Below are 19100 nucleotides of genomic sequence, written 5' to 3' on the forward strand. Positions count from 1 at the left end.
AACTAGAGACGTCGTTTATTGCCCTCCGCATCGGTGCGGATCACGTCCACCTGCTCTTTCAGGAGGGTGATCTGCTGCACGTGCGGGGTGGTGCTCACGCGCTTCGTGAGGTGCACTTCTTCGGTCACCTCGTAGCGCTTTTCGATCACGAGTATTTCCTTCACCACCGGAACGATGATGGTGTCGCCTTCCTGGCGCGGCACCGGCGGTTTCAGATACACATCACTTTTGGCAACCCGCTTCACGTCGTATTGCTCCGACACGAGCGGGATGTTGAGCGCGGCCTCTTCCTCGCGCACCGTCTTGCGCACGGTTACGCGGCCGGTTTCGACCACTTCCTTTTCCACGGTCATGAATTCCTGGATCACGGGGATCACGATCTCTTCGCCGTCGCCGGTGGCCTGCACCGGGCGTTGCTCTTCCGTCCCGTCGTTGCCGGGCTCTGCGCGCCACTCATTCCTGTTTTCCATACGGGGAAGGACCGCCAATTCCGTGCCCTTCCCCAATGGGGCGCTTGTTAAGATTTGCAAAAAGGGCGAAGCCCGTCGCTAGGGCACGAACGAAAACGTGTCGCCGTCGAAGAGGCCGAGGTCGCTCAGCTTCAGGTGCGGGATCACGAGCAGCGCCATGAACGAAAGGGTCATAAAGGGCGCGCCCAGCGGGGAGCCGAGGGCCTTGGCCGCCTTGTCGATGGCGGCGTATTTCTCCGCCACCACGTAGCCGTCTTCGGTGCTCATGAGCCCGGCTACCGGCAGCGGCAATACGTACTCCTCGGCGCCGTCGATGCAGCTGACGCCGCCGCCGGCGGCAATGACCGCGTTGACGGCGCGGGCGAGGCTTTCATCGTCGGCGCCTACGGCCACGATGTTGTGGCTGTCGTGCGCCACCGACGAGGCGATGGCGCCGCGCTTGAGGCCGAAGTTTTTGATAAAGGCCGTAGCCACCGGCGCCTCCTTGTAGCGGTTCACCACGGCGATCTTGAGCACGTCGTTTTCGGGGTCCGACACGATATGGGCATGACTCACTTTGGCGGGCAGCAGCAGCTTGTTGGTAATGAGTTGCCCGTCGAGCGCCTCGATCACGGGAATGGTCGTTTCGCCTTTTAAGGGCACGGCGAAATCGTTGACCGCCTTCGGTGTGCAGCTGAACTGGTTGATGAGCCCGGCCTTCGGCGCGGTGATGAGGGTCTTGCCGTTGGCGGCCACCTGCTGCCCGTCGATCCAGGTTTGCAGCACTTCAAAGTGCACGAGGTCTTTCACGAGGATGAAGTCGGCGGGGTCGGCGGCCTGCAGCTGGCCCACCTTCATGCCGTAGTGGTGCACGGGGTTGAGGCAGGCGGCCTTCAGCACTTTGAATACGTCGATGCCTTTGGCCACGGCGCGGGCGCAGAGCACGTTGATATGGCCTTCCACGAGCGAGTCGGGGTGCTTGTCGTCGGAGCAGAACATGATGGCGTCCTCGTGGTCGTGGAGCAGCTCAATGAGGGCTTCAAAGTTGCGGGCGGCGCTGCCTTCGCGGATGAGGATCTTCATCCCGTAGTGCAGCTTGTCGAGCGCTTCTTCCTTGGTAAAGCATTCGTGATCCGTAGAAATACCGGCGTCGATGTATTGCTTTGCCGCCACGCCGCGGAGGCCGGGCGCGTGGCCGTCGATCACCTTACCGTGCTTTTTGGCCAGCGCGATCTTCTGCATAACGACGGGGTCGGCGTGGAGCACGCCGGGAAAGTTCATCATCTCGGTGAGGTATACGATCTCCTTGCGCTGCAGCAGGTGGTCTATGTCTTCCACCCCGATGACGGCGCCGGCCGTTTCGAAGCCGGTGGCCGGCACGCAGCTCGGCGCCCCGAAGTAGAATTTGAAGGGCACCTTGCTGCCGTTGTGGATCATGTAGTCCACGCCGGCCACGCCGCATACGTTGCCGATCTCGTGCGGGTCGGAGATGGTGCCCACCGTGCCGTGCACGACGGCCAGGCGCGCAAACTCCGACGGAACCAGCATGGAGCTCTCTACGTGCACGTGCGCATCCACGAAGCCGGGCAGCAGGTAGGGGAGGCTGTCGGCATCGGCGCCGGTGTAGGGCGTCACGGAAGCGATGCGTCCGTCTTCAACGACGACCGTGCTGGGCTCGATCGTTTTGGTGGCGATGCGCACGAGGCGGCCGGAAATGGTAACGGGAGTGCTCATGCGGCTAAGCTAGGGAAATGAAGGGAGATGAGCGTGCCCCTTTCCCTCGGGAAGGGGTTGGGGATGGGCTGGGGTGAGCTCCGGATGAGCGCTCCAGGCCTTTCCGCGGCCTAACTTTATCCTTTCCCCGAAAGCACTCCGGTCCGGTCCCCCGTTGCAACGCATTTTTCAACCCAAAAACCGATCGTTATGAGTGAATCCGCAATCGTACAGCCCGCCGTCAATCCCAACCAGGCACTCTGGGAGAAGGGCGATTTCACCCGCCTCGCCGAAACGATGCGCGCCTCCGGCACGCGCCTCGTGGAATCCATCGGCGTCCGTGCCGGCATGGACGTGCTCGACGTGGGCTGCGGCGACGGCACCACGGCGCTGCCGGAGGCCCGCCTCGGCGCCAACGTACTGGGCGTCGACATTGCCCGCAACCTCGTGGAGGCCGCCCGCCGGCGCGCCGAGGCCGAGGGGCTGACCAACATCGAGTTCCGCCACGGCGACGTGACCCACCTCGAAGGCATCGCCGACGAAAGCTTCGACCTCGTGGTGAGCATCTTCGGCGCCATGTTCGCCCCGAAGCCGCACGAGGTGGCGAAGGAGCTCGTGCGCGTTGCCCGCCCCGGGGGGCGCATCGTGATGGGCAACTGGATCCCCGGCGACACTACGCTGGTGGCGCAGATCCTGCGCATCGCCTCGGCCTACACCCCGCCGCCGCCCGAGGGCTTCGTGAGCCCGATGCTCTGGGGCGTGGAAAGCCACGTCACCGAGCGCTTCGCCGCCGCCGGCATCGCGCCGGAATGTATCTCGTTCCAGCGCGATACCTATACGTTCGAGGCACCCATCCCGCCGTCGGAATTCCTGGAGCGCTTCCGGTATTTCTACGGTCCGACGATGAATGCCTATGCAGCCGCTGCCCAGGCGGGACGCGAAGACGAACTGCAGGCGGAGCTGGAAAAGCTGTTCACCGAACAAAACCGGAGCGGCGACCCGAACAGCATCTCCATCCCGGCCACCTTCCTGCGCGTGACCGTAAAAAAGTAGGAGCGGTGCGGAACCGGTACATCATAAGGGGCTTGCGCCCCTTTTTTTGTGCGGCCGGGCGCCCGCCCGTCCCGGTATCTTTGACGCATGCATCCGCTCCTGCACAACCCGGTTTACGAAGCGCTCCTTTCCGGCGACGCCCGCCTCGGCACGCGCCGCGGGAACGTGGCATTTTTCGACGCCGACGTGTCGCCCTTCGTGGGCTTTCCCGAAGGCCACGAAACAGGGTTTGAGGAATTACGGCGATACCTTCCGGCAGGCCGGAAGGTATTGTACGCCCGCACGGAGCCTATCCCGCTGCCCGCGGGCTGGCGGCTCGGCGCTTACCTCGAGGGACGGCAGTTTGTATTCGAAGGAGTGGCTGCGGAACCCGACCCACGTATAACGTTGGTGCCGCTGCGGGCGGAGCACGTGCCCGAGATGATCGCGCTGACCGCGCTGACGCGGCCGGGACCTTTCGACCGCCGCACCATCGCGTTTGGGCACTACTATGGGGTGTTTGAAGACGGCCGCCTCGCATCGATGGCGGGGCAGCGCCTCCACCCGACGGGTTATTCGGAGATCAGCGCCGTGTGTACGCATCCCGACTTTCTCGGCAGGGGCTACGCCGCCGCGCTCCTGCAGCTGCAGCTCGTGCTGATGCGCGACGCGGGAACGACACCCTTCCTGCACGTGCGCGCCGACAACGACCGCGCCATCGCGTTGTATGAGCGCCTCGGCTTCCGCGCGAGCCGCCCGATGCATTTCTATTTTATGGAGCGGGAAGTGTAGGGGCTATGTACCCTTTGCGCCCAGGGCATCCCGCAGCAGCGTGGTGAGAACGTCGGGGTGCAGGTCGGCTGCTTTGGATGCGGGCTGTGTGGCGATGTATTGTTGGATTTGATCGGGGATGGTCCTATCACTGAAAGTAGGCGCTTATTACCTGCGATTTGTATTTCGGATCCCAGCGCTGCAGGTTGTTCAACCGCGTGTGAAAATCGAACTGTTGCTCGTTGCTGCTCATTTCGGCCAGTGTCGCTCCCTGGAGTGTCAGCGCTTTCCAGGTCCCGCCGACGACCGACCACTTTTCCGCCTTCTCATCGCCGCAATGCCATTTTATGATCCGGCTGCCGCCTTCATTGACGACGACGATCGTGTCGGAATAAAAATACAGGGCGTTGTAGCGGATCGGAAGCACGGCTTCGTTCCGCTCATTGACCAGGCCCCAATGGCCTTCCCCCAGCGTGGCTTCGTAGTAGTCGCCGTTCCAGGACTTGCGGTCGTCGATCAGCTCGTGGAACAGTTCGAAGGTCGCTTCGTCGTATTCGTCCCACGTAAAGTTCCCGGCAAACACGGCGAACAAATCATTCCGCATCGGCTGCGCGATATAGTCGTAGTCCGTGGGCAGGAGCTCCCGGCCCTGGCTGTCGAGCAGGCCCCACTCCACCCGGTTGTTCACCAGGCGGGTCACGCGGCTGATGCCTTGCTGGCTGTCGATCAGGGTGAACTCGGGGGGATGCATGCAGCGGGATTTAAGAAGTGGGGCCAGGAGTTGTGGCCGGCAGACAAGTTAGTATTTATGAATTTACCTGAACGGAACGACGCTGCGATTCATGGGGAAAGCTGATCGCCGTTCTACTCCAAACGCAACAATTCCGTTCCTGATGTAATACGGTTGTTGACCTGCTGGAGATGCCATACAGCGGGTGATTGAAATTACCTGCTCACATACATTGATATACACAACTATAGCAGGTCCATTCCTTTCCTAACTACACACTTTCCGCCCCCCTCCCGTTCCGCCCTGCCAAAAATCTTTTCGGCCTTGCCCCCCTCCGAATTAGCCCTGCCCGGAAAAGGAGCGGGCCTGTCCCGGTCCGGGGCAGCCTCGCCTGGAAAATTTTCGGCCCTTCCCCGGGTAGGGATCGCCTTCGGCAGGAAAATTTCGGCCCTTCCCCGGGTATGGATAGACCCGCCCGGAAAATGGACGGGGCTATCCATACTGTAGATCAATGCGTTATAAAATGCCTTCGGATGGCCCATCCCGGTAATGCACGCGTTTTCCACAAAGGGGAGCGGGCTATTGCGGCTGCTTTCGGAGTGCTGTAACTTGGTAGAAAAGGAAACCACATGAACGAACTGCTCCGCCTCCCCCCGCGCGATCTCAACAACGCAGAATGCGTCCACTACAACGACCGCATTGCCAAACGCTTTACCGGCCTCAGCCTGGCGCCCCCGGTAGCGGCAGCCCTCGCGCATTTTTCCGCAATCAACGACGAGATGAACGGGCTCGTGCAACTGGCCAAAGGCTCGCGCTTCTCCGACGACGTGCAGGACGCCGATGCCGGCCGCGACCGCTACTCCACTTCTTTCTTTTACCTCTGCGAAGGCTTCGCCCTGTGCAACGACGAGCGCCGCGTGGTCGCTGCCGTGCTGCTGCTGGAAGCGCTGAAGCCCTACGGACCGGCCAGCAGGCTGGCGAACGCTAACTTCGACAGCCAGACGAAGCTGACCTCCAACCTCGTGCGCGACCTCCGCGCCCGCCCCGAGCTGCTGGCCGCCCTGGAAACCCTCGGCCTCGTATCGCTGCTCCAGGCCATTGAAGGGGCCAACAACCGCTTCATCGAACTCCAGGAGGCGCGTACCGACGACGAAACTGTGAAGCCGGCCGCCTACCGGATGGTGGCGCTGCGCCGCGAATCGGCCAAGGCCTACACCGCGCTGATGAAGCAGGTGGAAAGCGCCTGCAACTTCACCGGCGGCGCCGAGCCCTATGCGGGCCTGGTTGCCGGCATCAACGCCGTGACCGCGGAGGCGAAAACGAAGCTGGCCCAGCGCGCCGGCCGGGCGGAAGAAAAGCCCGCACAGGCCTGAGTGATGCACAATGATATAAGAAGCCCCTTCGCAAAGGGGCTTTTTTATTGTGGTAACCGGACCAAACAGGGGCGTTGGCGGCGGTTCGGGAGCAACGATTGGCGACGGGTAGCCTTGCGTCCCTTCGGAACGTTACGTGCGTGGGGTTCTCTATCCCCTCCCTCCCGGGGAGGGGCCAGGGGTGGGGTGGGGGATGGAGCCGGATCGGGTTGATGATGCATGGGCGACTTCATCGTAGTTTGCAAACCGATAACGATTCTTATGAAGCGCATACTCCTCCTCGCATTCGCCCTCTTCTCCACCGCCGCCGTTTTTTCGCAGGCCGGGCTCTCCAGCAGCTACGGCACGGTCGAAGCGGTGTCCTATGGCAATAACAGCTACAAGATCACCGTCCGCAGCAGCCGCCCGCACGGCGAGCCCATCAGCGATGCCGTCATTGCGAGGCCCACGGGTAAAACAGCGGCCCTGCGGGCCCTCGGCCGCGATTCCTTCGAGCTGCGCGCCGGCGGCCACAGTGTTCGCTTCGCGCTGTTCCAGTCGGGCGATACGGCCGGCTTCCGCTTCGCGCTGGCGCCCGACGAACGCTGGTACGGCGGCGGCGAGCGCGCCCTGCCCCTCAACCGCCGCGGCTACCGCCTGGCCCTCAACAACAACCCCTGGTACGGCTACGGCGAGGGCGCCGACAACCTCAATTACAGCGTGCCCTTCTTTACGTCGTCGGGCGGCTACGGCCTCTTCTTCGACAATCCCGCCCGCTCGTATGCCGACATCGGGAAGAAGGCGGCGTCTTCCTTTGAATGGGGCGCACCCTCGGGCGAGTGGAGCGTATACGTGCTCCTTGGCGACTATGCCGGTGTGCTCTCCGGCTACCACAAGCTGACCGGCACGCAGCCGCTGCCGCCGCGCTGGGCCTTCGGCAACCTGATGAGCCGTTTCGGCTATACGAGCCAGGCGCAGGTGGAAGGCATCCTCGCCAAAATGGACGCCGAGCACGTGCCCGTGGAAGCCATCATCTTCGACCTCTTTTGGTTCGGCGACTCCATCAAGCAAACAATGGGCAACCTCGACTGGGTGAACCGCCAGAAGTGGCCCGACCCCAGGGGTATGATCGCCGGCTTTAAAAAGAAGGGCGTCAACACGATCCTCATCACCGAGCCCTTCCTCGTAGAAACGTCCACGAACTACGCGGCTTCGAAGCCGTTCCTCGCCGTCGACAGCGCGGGCAAGCCCTACTACCTCACCGACTTCTATTTCGGTAAAGGCGGGCTGCTCGACCTCTTTCGCAACGACGCGCAGGCCTGGTTCTGGTCGTTTTACAAAAAGCAGATGGCCCTCGGCGTGGAAGGCTGGTGGGGCGACCTCGGCGAGCCCGAGCGGCATCCGTCCAACATGTACCACAACCTCCGCGACCTCGGGTATTCGAAGCGCCTGTTCAAGGCCGACGAAGTGCACAACATTTACGGCCATGCGTGGACGAAGATGCTGTATAAATACTATGCGAAAGAATACCCCGCCAAGCGCCTCTTCTCGCTCAACCGAAGCGGTTTTGCCGGCTCGCAGCGCTTCGGCATCTTTCCCTGGACGGGCGACGTGGGGCGCAACTGGAGCGGCCTCCGCGCGCAGCTGCCCGTGCTGCTGGGGATGACGATGAGCGGCGTGCCCTACGTGCACAGCGACGCCGGCGGCTTTGCCGGTGGGGAAGGCGATGGCGAGCTCTATGTGCGCTGGCTGCAGTTCGCAGCTTTTACACCCATCTTCCGCCCGCATGGTACCGCCCTCTACGAGGTGGACAAAGCGGCGTTCTCCTATCCCAGCGAAGTGGCGCTGATCGACACACCCTGGCGCGCGCCGGCCAAAGAGGCCATCCGCGGCCGCTACCTGTTCTTGCCGTATAACTACAGCCTTGCCTACCTGCAGGCCAAAGAGGGCAAGCCCCTGATGGCGCCCCTGTATTTCTACTACCCGGGCGATACCACGGCCACCAAGATCCAGGACCAGTATTTCTGGGGGCCGAACCTGCTCGTATGCCCCGTGCTCGAGAAGGGCGCCCGTAGCCGCCACCTTTACCTGCCGGCCGGCAACTGGTTCGACCTCGGCGGCCGCTCCTACGCCGGCAGCCGCTGGCTCGACCTGCCCGTGGGGCTTTCCACGATTCCCGTATTCCTGAAGGAAGGCGCCCTCGTGCCCACCCAGCAGGCTGCCCGCCTCCGGAACACCGCCGCCGACAGCGCCGCCCTCCCGATGCTTTATTACTGTCCTTCCAGCACGCCCACGCGCTTCGACTGGTACCTCGACGACGGCCAGTCGAAGTCGTCGCTGGCCAGCGGCCGCTATACGCTGCTGCGCTGCGAAGGCGTGCGCAAAGACAGCGTCATCCGCGTAAAGGCGACGCCGTCCAATCAACGGTATACCCGCAAGCAATTGCAGGTGCTCGTAGCCGGTGTGTCCTCGCGCCCGGCGCGTGTGCTCGTGAATGGCAAGTCCGTGCCGCTCGTGGGCAGCCCCACCGAAAGCGCCGCGCTCAGGGGGCAATCGACCGCCTACTGGAACGAGCGCTTCGGCACCCTGCTGGTAACCAGCGCCAAAGGCATGAAGGCCGCGCTGGCGATCGAGGTCAAAATGTAAGGAACATCGTCCGCTGCAATTGATCAGATCGGCGTAAGCACTGCTTACGCCGATTTTTTTGTGGCGTCTCCCTGCTCATTTCGAATGCATGCCGGCGGCATGCGCGGGATCCGGGTGCGCGGACGTGGCGATGGGGCAATTGACCGCCGAATCCTGCACCTCGCGGCCGGACGGCCGCATGCAACCCCTGTCGCGCATGCCTCCGGCATGCCGGGGGAATGCGCACGGATTCGTGAACCCGGGATTTCATCCCGGGCTGTTAAGCGAGCATCCCTAAGGGATGGCGTTTCGTTACCAACGCTTGCTACCAAGCGAGCATCCCTGCGGGATGCGGGCTATGCCGGAAGCGTTTTGACAGACAGGGAAACGTTGTTCCTACGAAGCTGCTGCTATTAGCATCTTTCTATGACCCTATTAACCGGTTACCTCATTAACCGGTTAACCCGTTCTCCCATTATCTTACGGGCACAATTCCCCCGTATGCGCCGACCCTTACTCTTACTGACGTTGTTTCTTTCCGTGACCGTCTTTGCCCAGAAGCGAAAGGCTGCCGCCGAACCCGATGCTGATTCGGCCCTGTTCAGCCGCCTCAAATTCCGCCTGGCCGGTCCCTTTCGCGGCGGCCGCGTTGCAGCCGTGGCGGGGAGCACGCGGCAGAAGAATACCTTCTACTTCGGTGCGGTGGGTGGCGGCGTGTGGAAGACCAGCGACGGCGGCTCCAACTGGAAAAACGTTTCGGATAAATATTTCGGCGGCTCAATCGGCGCCGTGGCCGTCGCGCCTTCCGACGACAACGTGCTGTATGCCGGCGAAGGCGAGAACACGCTCCGCGGCAACGAAAGCGAAGGCCTCAACGGCATCTGGCGCTCCGACGACGCCGGCCGCACCTGGAAGAACTGCGGGCTCAAAGACGCGCGCCACATCAGCCGCATCCTCGTGCACCCGCGCGATCCCAATACCGCCTGGGCCGCCGTCATCGGCCATTCGTTCGGACCGAACGACACCCGCGGCGTGTATCAAACCACCGACGGCGGCAAGACCTGGAAGCGGCAACTGTTTGTCAACAGCAGCACCGGCGCGGCCGAACTCGCCATGGAGCCGGGCAACCCCTCGGTGCTCTATGCCGGTATGTGGCGCGTTCAGCGCACGCCCTGGAGCATGGAAAGCGGCGGCACCGGCAGCGGCCTCTGGCGCAGCACCGACGGAGGCGCCACCTGGACCAACCTCAGCGCCCGCAAGGGCCTGCCCAAAGGCGTATGGGGCATCGTGGGCGTGGCGGTAGCGGCCACGAATCCCGACAAGATCTATGCGCTCGTGGAGAACGAGAAAGGCGGCCTCTTCGTGTCGAACGACGCGGGGGAGACCTGGACGCTTACTTCCTCCGACAACAACATCCGCCAGCGCGCCTGGTATTACTCGAAAGTGTTCGTGGACCCGAAGAACGAGAACACGGTGTATGCCCCCAACGTCAACTTCATGCGCAGCCGCGATGGCGGCAAGACCTTCCAGTCGATCCCCGTCGGCCACGGCGACTGCCACGACGTTTGGATCGATCCCGAAGACGGGGCCCGCATGATCCTGGGCGACGACGGCGGCGCCGAAGTGAGCTTCGATGGCGGCGGGAACTGGAGCACGCTGCGCAACCAGCCCACCGCTCAGATCTACCGTGTTTCTACGGATAACAGTTTTCCCTACCGCATCCTCGGTGCGCAGCAGGACAACAGCACCATTCGCCTCCGCAGCCGCGGCCGCGGGCGCGGGGGCATTACCGACAGCGACTGGGAGCCCACCGCCGGCGCCGAAAGCGGCTACGTGGTGGCCGACCCGCTCAACCCCGACATCGTATACGGCGGCAACTATGGCGGCTACCTTTCGCGCCTCGACCATCGTACCGGCGAGAACCGCGCCGTGAGCCCCTGGCCCGACAACCCGATCGGCGCGGGCGCCGACGTGCAGAAGTACCGCTTCCAGTGGAACTTCCCCATCTTCTTTTCGCCCCACAACCCGAAGCGCCTCTATTGCGCGGCCAACGTGCTCTTCGCCACCGAAGACGAAGGCGCCACCTGGAAGCAGCTTTCGCCCGACCTCACTACCAACGACAAGAGCAAGCAGGGCCCCAGCGGCGGGCCCATCACCAAAGACAATACCTCGGTGGAATATTACTGCACCATCTTCACCGCGCTGGAGTCGCCCTACGAGAAAGACCTGCTCTGGACCGGATCCGATGACGGCGTCATCTCCGTGAGCCGCGACGGCGGCGCTACCTGGGCGAACGTCACACCGGCGGGACTGCCCAAATGGATGCTATGGAACTGCGTGGAGGCGGACCCCTTCCAGAAAGGCGCCGCCTACTTCGTGGGCACACGCTACAAGCTTGATGACTTCACCCCGTATATCTACAAGACCGAGGATTACGGAAAAAGCTGGAAGCTGCTTACATCAGGTATCCCGCCCTTGCACTTCACGCGCTGCCTCCGTGCCGACCCGAAGGTGCCCGGGTTGCTTTATGCCGGCACCGAATACGGGCTCTACCTGTCGCGCAACGGCGGGCAAACATGGCGCCCCTTCCAGCTGAATCTGCCGGAGACGCCCGTGACCGATATGACCATTAAAGACAACGATCTCATCGTAGCCACGCAGGGCCGCTCCTTCTACGTGCTCGACGACCTCGGGCCGCTGCAGCAGTGGACGCCGGCCACGGCGCGCAAACGCCTGCAGGTGTTTACGCCGGCGCCGGCCTATCGCCTGGCAGGCAGCGGCAACGCTTCATTTACCACAACGCCGCGCAATGCCGGGGCCAATCCGCCCGGTGCCATCGTGGTGCCCTTCTGGGTCAGCGGTCTGGCCGACAGCAGCAGCGTGCGCGCGGTGGTACTCGACAAAGACCACAAAGAGATCCGCAGCTTCAGCAGCCATGCGACAGAAGACGCCCGTAAGATCGACATCGCCGACGGCTTCAACCGCTTTGCCTGGAACGCGCTCTACCCCGAGTCGGAACGCATCGAGGGGATGATCCTTTGGAACGGCGTGCCCGGCGGCATCCTGGCGCCCCCGGGACAATACTATGTGCGTATCGTGGTGGACCGCGATTCGGCCGAAGTGCCGGCGACGATCCTGCCCGACCCGAATTACAAAGCGACCGTCGCCGATTACGCCGCGCAGTTCGCATTTCTGAAAATGGTGCAGGACAAATTCAACGAAACGCAGAAAGCACTGAAAGACATCCGCGCCCTCCGGAGCCGCATCGACGCCTTCCTGGAGCTACAGGGGAAGAGCGTACCCAAAGAGGTGAAGGAAGCGGCCGATACGGTGCAGAAGCGGCTGCAGCGAATCGAGGAAACGCTGTACCAGACGAAAGCCCGCAGCGGGCAGGACGTGCTCAATTACCCCATTCGCCTCAACGACAAGCTCTCGGGACTTTTCGACGTGGCCAACAGCGGCAACTTCGCCCCGAGCCGGCAGGTGCAGGAAGTTTACCGCGAGCTGGCGGTGCAGATCGATGCCGAACTGGCCCGCCTGCGCCTCGTTCAGGACGTGGATGTGAAGCGCCTCAATGAAATCATCCGGGAAAAAGCATTGCCGGTGATTGGGGTACGGTAGGGTTTTTGCCCTAACTTTCGGGCGGTAAGCGATTCAAGAATCAACGATCATCCTTAGCTATGAAGTGTATTATCGTAGACGATAACAAGATGGCCCGCATGGCCATGAAGCAGTTGGTAGGCCAGGTGAAAGACCTGGACCTGGTGGCGGAATGCGAAGATGCGATGGAGGCCTACAACATCATCAACAAGCAACCGATCGACCTTATATTCCTCGACATCGAGATGCCCGGGATGACCGGACTGGAGCTGACGAAGAACCTCGGACACAAGTCGCCGCTGATCATCTTCACCACAGCCAAGACCGATTACGCCGTAGAGGCCTTCGAGCTCAACGTGGTGGACTACCTCGTGAAGCCGATCCAGCCGGGGCGCTTCCTGCAGGCCGTGGAGCGCGCGCAGGAAACCCTCGCTTCCGACAAAGAGGAAGTAAAGGTGGAAGCGCAGGAGTTCGTATTTGTGAAAGACAACGGCATCCTCAAGCGCATCAACGTGGAGGAGATCCTCTACCTCGAGGCCATGGGCGATTACGTGAAGGTGCATACACCGGCGAAGTTCCACGTGCTGCACGCCACGCTTAAGTCCATCGAGGAAAAGCTGTCGCCGCAGAAGTTCATCCGTGTGCACCGCAGCTATATCGTGTCGCTGAGCAAGATCGACTTTATCCAGGAGGGCGTCATCTCCATCGGCAAGGCTTCGGTGCCCGTGGCCGATACCTACCGCACGGCGCTGAACAAACGCCTCAACCTGCTCTGATTTCAACCGCCCGGAAAGCCGGTTCGCCGAATAAAAGATTACACTTAGCTAATACAGGGGCCCCGCGGGACCCCTGTCTCTATTTTTGGCCGGTAGCGTCCCGGCGCTATCCACCAAAATCTAACCCCGGCTCCCGCTGCCGAAAGGCTACCTGTATGAGCAGACGCTACCTGTTTTTTTTCCTCACCTGCTTCGCCGTGCTTGTCGGCTCGGAGTATTTCTTCGTGACCGAGGCCTTCAACAGCCGCCGCCTGGCGGTGCTGCTGCTCTCCGGTTTCGCCCTGCTCGGCAGTATCGTTGTTTCGTGGTGGGGTTACCGTAAATTCCGAAAAGCCATCGCCGCTGTTGCGTAGACCCGCCTTTTTCGTACTTTAGACCTCTTGATGAAGGACGGTCGCCTGAAATACTTAGCCCTGTGGTTTTTTATCGTCGGCGTATTGCTGATCGTCTTTATCCAGGTCATCACCGCGGAGAACGTCAAGCGGCTGACCGACGGCAACCGGCGCCTGCTGGCCGAAGTGGCCACGCAGAACAAACTGCGCCGCCTCGAGGCCGACATCCTGACCGTGGAGAGCGACATCCGCGGCGCGATCATTACCGATAACCGCGACCATATCCGGGGCGTCAACGCCAAGATCGAAGCCCTGCGCACCGGTGTCGACAGCATCCGCAAAGACCTGGGCGAGCCGGCGCTCCGCGCCGACGAGCAGCTGCTCGAAGAACTCGTGAACCGCAAGATCGCCTTCAGCTTCGCCATCCTCAACGCCTACTACCGCCAGGGCAAAGACGCCGGCGAGCACGTGGTGAATTCGGGCCGCGGCAAAGAACTCCGCGACAGCATCGAGGTAGTAGTGGCGCGCCTCGACAGCGCCCGCCAGGGCAGCCTCAACGCGATCATTGGCGGCATCGAGCGCAGCGGGCAGCGCGCCAGCTATATGGGGCTCGGCCTCGCCATCATTGCCTGCGTGGCCTGTGTGCTCGCGTTCTTTTACGTGGTCAATAAAGGCCGGCAGCAGGAACGGATGATCCAGATGCTCAACGAATCGGAAAAACGCATCAAAGAAGGCGCGCTCATCAAAGAACAGTTCCTGGCCAACATGAGCCACGAGATCCGCACGCCGATGAATGCCATCCTGGGCTTCACCAACCTGCTGCGCCGCTCGACGCTGAGCCCGCAGCAAACCCAATATGTAGACTATATCTATTCCTCCAGCCAGAACCTGCTGACACTGATCAACGACATCCTCGACCTGTCGAAGATCGAGGCGGGGATGATGCACATCGAGCAGACGCCCTTCAGCCTTAGTGGTCTCGTGGGCTCGGTGCAGGTGATGTTCGAGGAAAAGGCCCGCGCGAAGGGATTGCAGTTCACCATCAACGTGGAGCCCTCCATCCACGACACTCTTAGCGGCGACCCCGTGCGGCTGACACAGGTACTGATCAACCTGCTGAGCAACGCGGTGAAATTTACCGAGCGCGGCTTCGTACACTTTGAAGTAAGCGCGCTCACACAGGCCGAAGACCAGGTGGTGCTCCAGTTCCGGATCAAGGATTCAGGTGTGGGCATTCCGCCCGGCAAGCTCAATTCAATCTTCGACCGCTTTCAGCAGGCCGAGGCCGAAACCACGCGCAAGTTCGGCGGCACCGGCCTGGGGCTGGCCATCGTGCGCCAGCTGATTGACCTGCAGGGCGGCCATATTCACGTGGACAGCGAAGTAGGAAAGGGGTCGGAGTTCCTGGTGCGCCTGCCCTTCCGGCCCATTCATAACGTGACCGTAGCGCCGGTGCGCGCCGTAGACACGGTCCAGAACCCGATCCAGGGCATGCGCATACTGGTGGCCGAAGACAACCAGATGAACCAGCAGCTTATACGCCACCTGATGCGCCAGTGGGGGCTCGATTACCTGCTGGTGAACAACGGGCGCGAGGCGGTGGAGGCCCTGCGCCAGGAGCCGTTTGCGGCGGTGCTGATGGACATCCAGATGCCCGAGATGGACGGCTACGACGCCACGCAGGCCATCCGCGGCGAGCTGCGCTCGGAAGTGCCCATCATTGCCATGACCGCCCACGCCATGACCGGCGAAAAGGAGCGCTGCCTTTCCTTCGGTATGAACGATTACATCTCCAAACCGATCAAGGAGCAGGAGCTTTATACGATCCTACAGCAACACTACCAGCCTATGCAAGCGGCATCCGACCACACCCCGGTGATCAACCTGAACTACCTCCACGAGCTGTCGCTCGGCGACACGGAGTTCGAGAACGCCATCGTACGCCAGTTTGTGGTGCAGGTGCCCGAGGAACTGGCACTGCTCCAGGAAGCGGTGCAGGCCGGCAATTTCATCCAGATCAAAAGCATCGCCCACGGTATGAAAAGCTCGGTGGCGTACCTCGGGCTCACCGAGCGGCTGCAGCCTTGCCTGCACCGGATGGAGGTGGAAGCCGTGTCGCAACCGGAGCAAACCCACTTTCATGAGGACCTCGAAGAAGTGCGGCTCGTATGTGAGCAAGCGGTAGCCGAAGCCCGGATACTGCTGAGCGCTGCATCGTAAGGGCTATCCCTTAAACTTTGGGCGGGTGTTTCGGCGAGGTCTACCGTCTTTTTTACGGGTTTGGACGATAGAAATTTGCGTGGCGTGCCCCGGAACCGTAGCTTTACAACGTAAACGAAACAAACAGTACATTCTAACTCAGAATATAAGATCTTGGTTTCGTATGGTTAAGGGTGAAGCCCTGTCATTCTTGACGGGGCATTTTTTTTCTTTTAATGTTCCAACTTGCCATAACAAAGGGATAACAAGTCCTGATGAAAAGCCTCTCGTTTCTACGAAGGGCTTTTTAAGCTGTGGACGGCGCATAGCCATCACCGGGAGCAGGCGGCAGCCGCTCCCGCAATAGCCCGGAAAGACGGGCGCGTCAGCCCGCTTCCCCCTTTCCGTACTCTTTCTACAACATTTATTACCGGCGACCGCGGCCTACCAGCCAGAGGATCAGCACGACCACCAGGACAATCAGGATGATGGCCGTCCAGAAGCCGGCCTTGAAAATGCCGCCTACAACTTCGCAGGAAGTAAGGGTCGTTGCCAGTGCCAGCGCGAAAAGCCAGAGCGAGGAATTCCGTTTCATAGTGCCTTTTTATTCCCTTCCTGCAAATGCATTGCCAAGGGGGGCCGGGGAGCGCCAATGGCATTTAACGTTATTTAACGGCAGCCGCCTTAAACCCTGGTCTTCGGGCTCCGTCTATGTAGTATCCTTTTAAAAAAAACAACACAGAGCATATGAAACGTATCCTTACCAGTGCCCTCGCCATCCTCCTGCTGGCAGGCGCCGCCCAGGCACAAACCACCGGCAAAGAAGGGAAAGCGCACAAAGGCGACCGTAAAGAACACCGCCAGGATATGGCCGCGCTCAACCTGAGCGCCGACCAGAAAACGAAATTGAAATCCATCCACGACCGCGAAAAGACCGAAATGGATGCCCTGCGCGGCAATACGTCGCTGAGCGCCGACCAGCGCCGCACCCAGGCTAAGGCCATTCATGAAAAATACGGCGCCGAGCGCAAGGCTATCCTGACGCCCGAGCAGCAGCAGAAGGCTGCCCAGTTCCGCGAGCAGTGGAAAGACCGCCGCGGCGGTCGCGATACGGTACACGGCCGTCGCCCCGAGGGGCAGGCCCGCGGTGATCGCGGCGAACGCTTCCAGAAAATGCAGCAGGAGCTCAACCTCACCGCCGATCAGCAGCAACGCATGAAGGCCATCCGCGACCAGTACCGCCCCCAGCTTGAGGCCATCCGCCAGGATCAAAGCCTGACACAGGAGCAGAAGAAAGCCAAGTCGAAAGAGCTGTTCAAGGCCCAGTCAGAGCAAATGAAAGCCGTGCTGACACCCGCCCAGCAGGAAAAAATGAAATCGATGCGCAAAGGAAAAGGCCGCAAGGATGCTGCGGTACGCTAACCCCTTTCACAGCCATCATGAAGAAAAGACCGTGCCCTCGCACGGTCTTTTCTATTTTTGCCGGATGAACAAGAAGTCTGGGTTCGAGAAGTTTCACAAGGGCGGTCCCAAGAAGGGCTCGGCCCTGAAGGAGCAGCTGAGGCAGGAAAAGAAGGCGCAAACGCGCGAGCGGAAAGCGTTTTTTGAGCAGCAACGTGCCGACAAAGCTGCCTCCCGGCAGGCATCCGCCGACGGTAATGCAGCACCGCGCAGCGGCGGCGGACCCCGGCGAGCCGGCGCTGAAGAGCCCGGCAAATTCCCCAAAGAGGGGCGGACCACGGCAGGCAAAGCCAGTCGCCCCGCCGGCGCCAGGAGCCAGGGCGCCAAGCCCGAACGCAGCAGCGGCAAACCCGATCGCTTTGACCGGGAAGCCCGTCCCCAGGCCGCCGGCCGCACCGAAAAGGCCGAAGGTCCTGCACGGAAGGTGGTTGTGAAAAGCGGCACAGCCGGAAAGGGTACCCTCGACCAGATGCCGCTCAACAAGTACCTGGCCCACGGCGGCGTTTGCGGTCGGCGCGAAGCTGCGGAGCTGGTGAAGAAAGGCAAAGTGGAAGTGAACGGAATCGTGGTGACTGAGCCCGGCTATAAAGTGCAGGAGAGCGACGAAGTGCGCTTCGGCGGAAAAAAAGTAACGCCCACGGGCAACCTGGTGTACATCCTGCTCAACAAACCCAAAGACTACCTGACCACCACCGACGACCCGCAGCAGCGGAAGACGGTGCTCGACCTCATTGCCAAAGCCACCGACCAGCGGGTATACCCGGTAGGTCGCCTCGACCGCAACACATCGGGCGTGCTGCTGCTCACCAATGACGGCGAGCTGGCCCAGCGCCTCACCCACCCAAGCAACGAGGTGCGGAAGGTGTACGCCGTGACGCTCGACAAGCCCCTGACGAAGGCGCATTTCGAAGACATCCTGAAAGGCACACCCCTCGAAGACGGTCTTGCCCACGTGGACTCGCTGGCCTTCACCGATGCGGGTAATAAAAAAGAAATCGGGATCGAGATCCACAGCGGCCGCAACCGCATCGTACGCCGTCTTTTCGAACACTACGGCTACGATGTAAAAGGACTGGACCGCGTTATTTTCGCCGGCCTTACCAAAAAGAACGTACCCCGTGGCAAGTGGCGCTTTCTCAACGAGAAGGAAGTACGCGATCTCAAGTTTTTCAAGAAAGGGAAAAAATAATGTGCGAATCAGCTAGTCTGCAAACCTGCTAATGCAGGCTGGCAACGTACATGCGGATGCTGATCAGTAGCGCAAACAGCAACAAAGCGGGCCTGCCTGGTTAGGTCTAAGGTATTCGCAGACTAGCAGATTAATTCTATGTCATTCAAGATCTCCGACGCTATCCTATACGAAGACGACTACCTGGTGGCCGTGAACAAGCCTTCGGGCCTGCTGACCATCCCCGACCGGGAAGCCGTTCCCGGCCTGCGCAACCTGCTGCAGGAGCGCTATGGCGCCATCTTTACCGTGCACCGCCTCGACCGCGACACGAGCGGCCTTGTGATCTTCGCAAAGACCGAAGAAGCGCACCGGCACTTCTCCAAACAATTCGAGGAGCGCAGCACCCGCAAGATCTACAACGGGCTCGTGCTGGGCACTCCGTTTCAGTCGGAAGGCGTTGTCAACGAGCCGATCGCCGAGCACCCGACCAAGAAAGGGATCATGACCGTGTGGCGCAAAGGCAAGGAAAGCATCACGGAATTCACCGTGCTGGAGCGTTTCCGTCTTTATTCGTGGATGCAGTTCCGGATCCTGACGGGCCGCACGCATCAGATCCGCGTGCACATGAAGCACCTGGGCCACCCCGTCGTGTGCGATCCGCTGTACGGCGACGGCAAGCCCGTGCTGCTGTCGGAGTTCCGGAAGAAATTTACACTGGGCAAGTTCGAGGAGGAGCGTCCGCTGCTTAACCGCCTGGCCCTTCATGCCGCCGCGCTCACCATACAGAACGTAGACGGAAAAGAGCTGACGATCGAAGCACCGCTTCCGAAGGATATGCGGGCGACATTGCAGCAGCTGCGGAAATAGTTTCGGAGTTTACAGTTTTTAG

15 protein-coding genes are annotated in these 19100 nt (G+C 61.3%); 11 read left to right on the plus strand and 4 right to left on the minus strand.

Features of this window, described 5'->3' with window-relative positions; genetic code table 11:
* Positions 1-2: 2 nt before the first annotated feature.
* Entirely contained in the window at positions 3-470 is a 468-nt protein-coding gene (locus E0486_RS01255) for a YsnF/AvaK domain-containing protein (protein WP_131850318.1), read from the minus strand.
* Positions 471-548: 78 nt separating this feature from the next.
* The gene (gene ade / locus E0486_RS01260) at positions 549-2183 is read right to left on the minus strand and encodes an adenine deaminase (RefSeq protein WP_131850319.1); all 1635 of its coding nucleotides are present in this window, start codon (positions 2181-2183) and stop codon (positions 549-551) included.
* A 189-nt stretch (positions 2184-2372) separates the two neighbouring features.
* Here ade and E0486_RS01265 point away from each other — a divergent pair, with 189 nt between their 5' ends.
* Together E0486_RS01265 and E0486_RS01270 are read left to right on the plus strand one after the other, a co-directional pair.
* Positions 2373-3215, plus strand: a complete 843-nt coding sequence (locus E0486_RS01265; protein ID WP_131850320.1) for a class I SAM-dependent methyltransferase — start codon at positions 2373-2375, stop codon at positions 3213-3215.
* Positions 3216-3302: 87 nt separating this feature from the next.
* Positions 3303-3986, plus strand: coding sequence for a GNAT family N-acetyltransferase (locus E0486_RS01270; RefSeq protein WP_131850321.1), 684 nt, complete (start codon positions 3303-3305; stop codon positions 3984-3986).
* 127 nt (positions 3987-4113) lie between these two features.
* Here E0486_RS01270 and E0486_RS01275 read toward each other — a convergent pair whose 3' ends face one another.
* The gene (locus E0486_RS01275; protein ID WP_131850322.1) at positions 4114-4716 is read right to left on the minus strand and encodes a WG repeat-containing protein; all 603 of its coding nucleotides are present in this window, start codon (positions 4714-4716) and stop codon (positions 4114-4116) included.
* A gap of 608 nt (positions 4717-5324) precedes the next feature.
* On the opposite strand from E0486_RS01275, the gene E0486_RS01280 reads away from it, so the two are divergent.
* The 6 genes from E0486_RS01280 to E0486_RS01305 all read left to right on the plus strand — a co-directional run bounded on the left by E0486_RS01280 (position 5325) and on the right by E0486_RS01305 (position 15600).
* A complete protein-coding gene (locus tag E0486_RS01280) occupies positions 5325-6068 on the plus strand; it encodes a DUF6261 family protein (protein ID WP_131850323.1) in 744 nt (247 codons plus the stop codon).
* Positions 6069-6329: 261 nt separating this feature from the next.
* Complete coding sequence (locus E0486_RS01285) at positions 6330-8693, plus strand: TIM-barrel domain-containing protein (protein WP_165917143.1); 2364 nt, start codon at positions 6330-6332, stop codon at positions 8691-8693.
* Between the two features lie 480 nt (positions 8694-9173).
* Positions 9174-12293 carry a WD40/YVTN/BNR-like repeat-containing protein gene (locus E0486_RS01290; protein WP_131850325.1) on the plus strand — a complete coding sequence of 1040 codons (3120 nt, stop codon included), beginning with the start codon at positions 9174-9176 and terminating at the stop codon, positions 12291-12293.
* A gap of 59 nt (positions 12294-12352) precedes the next feature.
* Entirely contained in the window at positions 12353-13048 is a 696-nt protein-coding gene (locus tag E0486_RS01295; protein ID WP_131850326.1) for a LytR/AlgR family response regulator transcription factor, read from the plus strand.
* A gap of 155 nt (positions 13049-13203) precedes the next feature.
* Entirely contained in the window at positions 13204-13401 is a 198-nt protein-coding gene (locus E0486_RS01300) for a hypothetical protein (protein WP_131850327.1), read from the plus strand.
* 30 nt (positions 13402-13431) lie between these two features.
* Positions 13432-15600, plus strand: coding sequence for an ATP-binding protein (locus E0486_RS01305; protein WP_165917144.1), 2169 nt, complete (start codon positions 13432-13434; stop codon positions 15598-15600).
* A 406-nt stretch (positions 15601-16006) separates the two neighbouring features.
* Here the strand turns inward: E0486_RS01305 and E0486_RS01310 are convergent, their stop codons facing one another.
* Positions 16007-16174: a phosphatidate cytidylyltransferase gene (locus tag E0486_RS01310; RefSeq protein ID WP_131850329.1), complete on the minus strand. Its 168-nt coding sequence runs from the start codon at positions 16172-16174 to the stop codon at positions 16007-16009.
* A 152-nt stretch (positions 16175-16326) separates the two neighbouring features.
* On the opposite strand from E0486_RS01310, the gene E0486_RS01315 reads away from it, so the two are divergent.
* The 3 genes from E0486_RS01315 to E0486_RS01325 all read left to right on the plus strand — a co-directional run bounded on the left by E0486_RS01315 (position 16327) and on the right by E0486_RS01325 (position 19078).
* On the plus strand, positions 16327-17001 hold the full coding sequence (locus E0486_RS01315; RefSeq protein ID WP_131850330.1) for a hypothetical protein: 675 nt from the start codon (positions 16327-16329) through the stop codon (positions 16999-17001).
* Between the two features lie 64 nt (positions 17002-17065).
* Positions 17066-18229: a pseudouridine synthase gene (locus E0486_RS01320; protein WP_131850331.1), complete on the plus strand. Its 1164-nt coding sequence runs from the start codon at positions 17066-17068 to the stop codon at positions 18227-18229.
* Positions 18230-18367: 138 nt separating this feature from the next.
* Complete coding sequence (locus tag E0486_RS01325; protein ID WP_131850332.1) at positions 18368-19078, plus strand: RluA family pseudouridine synthase; 711 nt, start codon at positions 18368-18370, stop codon at positions 19076-19078.
* Positions 19079-19100 lie beyond the last annotated feature (22 nt).

The sequence above is a fragment of the Flaviaesturariibacter aridisoli genome (genome assembly GCF_004343705.1).
GTDB lineage: Bacteria > Bacteroidota > Bacteroidia > Chitinophagales > Chitinophagaceae > Flavisolibacter > Flavisolibacter aridisoli.